The 1,550-nt window shown below is 62.4% G+C and carries 2 protein-coding genes; one reads left to right on the forward strand and one right to left on the reverse strand.

Annotation, left to right across the window (positions count from 1 at the left end; genetic code table 11):
* On the forward strand, window positions 1–273 hold a 273-nt coding region (locus tag AB4Z16_RS28010), incomplete at its 5' end, for a hypothetical protein (protein ID WP_441514575.1).
* 258 nt (window positions 274–531) lie between these two features.
* On the opposite strand, the gene AB4Z16_RS28015 is transcribed toward AB4Z16_RS28010, so the two are convergent.
* Entirely contained in the window at window positions 532–738 is a 207-nt protein-coding gene (locus AB4Z16_RS28015; RefSeq protein ID WP_441514576.1) for a hypothetical protein, read from the reverse strand.
* Window positions 739–1,550: the final 812 nt, after the last annotated feature.

A 1,550-nucleotide genomic window follows, 5' to 3' on the forward strand; every position in this document is an offset into this window, starting at 1 on the left:
GGCGGGGGGCCGGCGATGTATACCGGGAAAGGCCTGCTTGTCCTGCGGGACGGCCGGACGCTCCCGCTCACCTACCAATTTGGCAGCAACTCCGACGATACCCGCGCCGGGTACCTTTTCTGCGATCTCTCGGACGTCGATCCAGCCGCKCTCTTCTACAGGCTCCGCGTGGTCTGCGACGACGGCACAGATCTCGTCGTTGCAGTCGCGCATTCCAGCGACCGCTACCTTGCTGTCATCGGGCGGGTGTCCGCGCCACGCGATCCGCCATAGAAAAAGGGAGCCGGCGGCTGGGGGGCTAGACCGACTCCCTTCGATGGCCATCTTGGCAGAAGAACCATCCCCACCTCGCAGCTGACCGCGCCAGTGGTGTACTGCCAACGATCAGTTCACCCGCTCGGTTCCGCAATTCCAGTAAAAAATTTCAGATCATGGGTCGTTCGACTCGAATGACCTCCACAGCATGAAAAGGCCTCGCCGGCCGAAGCCCAGCAGGCCACGCTTGCATCGGGAACGAAGGCATCGAGCCGGTCAGCGCGTCGCGCGTCGCGTCGCCCGCACAACGGTAGGCGCTGTAACGGCACCCGCTGCTCCGCCGACGACCGCGCCAACCGGGCCCCCTACTGCTGCGCCGGTGCCGGCTCCAACCGCGGCTCCGCCGACGCGCTGCTCGGTGGTGTTGCAGGCGGTCGTCATGATCGCGGCAGCAATCAGTGCAGAAAAAGTCAGGGCATTCATGGTGCATCCTCCTTTGGCCATGAACACGCGCCGAAGATGGCAGTTCCCCAAAACGCAAAAAGGCCCGATCCACTTTCGGAGACCGGGCCAACTTAAGTGCATACGCAGCGACGCCGACGTGCCGTCTCCGCGTTTCTGCTTAAGCCGCCGAAATGAAAAATTGTGATCTGAGGGTACTATTGTGATGCGGTGTCGGGCTTGACGGGCCAGGTTAGCTGGGGCGCGGTCGCTTCAAACTCTTCGACCGCCTGTTCAACGACGCAATTATGCACGCCCTGTTGCCAACGCGACGCGACTATATAGGCAAGGCGCTCCCGTTCGCCTGGCGCTTTCAATGGATCGGATCCGTGCCGCTCGACGACAATCGCCCAGGCTCTATCCAGCGATCGTTGAAGAATTTCCAGTTCTTCCGGTGACGCGAAACTAAATGGCAAAATCCATCCCCCCTCGCTTCTTAAAGCGGTTCTAGGGTATCGGACGGAAACGACAAAGTGCCTGGCGCTCCAGGTGGAGAGCCGGGCAGAGTTCGACAGGGAGGAGCGGTTAGGCGGCCGCCCCGGGCCACCAGCGGGCGGGGTGTTTCACCTATCTCGAAATGCGAGGCGAATTCGATAGCGCGCCCCGCAGTACCACTGCGGAAACGGCCCCAGTGAAAGGGTCGACAAAAATCCCGGCGACGATCCCAGCGCCAACGCGACACGACATTATAGGCGGGCCTTTCAACGAAAAAAGGTCCGGCGCCGCGAGAGCGGGCCGGGAGCCGCCCAAGGAGGGCCGCCCCGTTACGAGGGCGAGGCTACGGCCGGGATTAG

The organism is Allobosea sp. TAF32 (genome assembly GCF_052113585.1).
Taxonomy (GTDB): Bacteria; Pseudomonadota; Alphaproteobacteria; order Rhizobiales; family Beijerinckiaceae; genus Allobosea.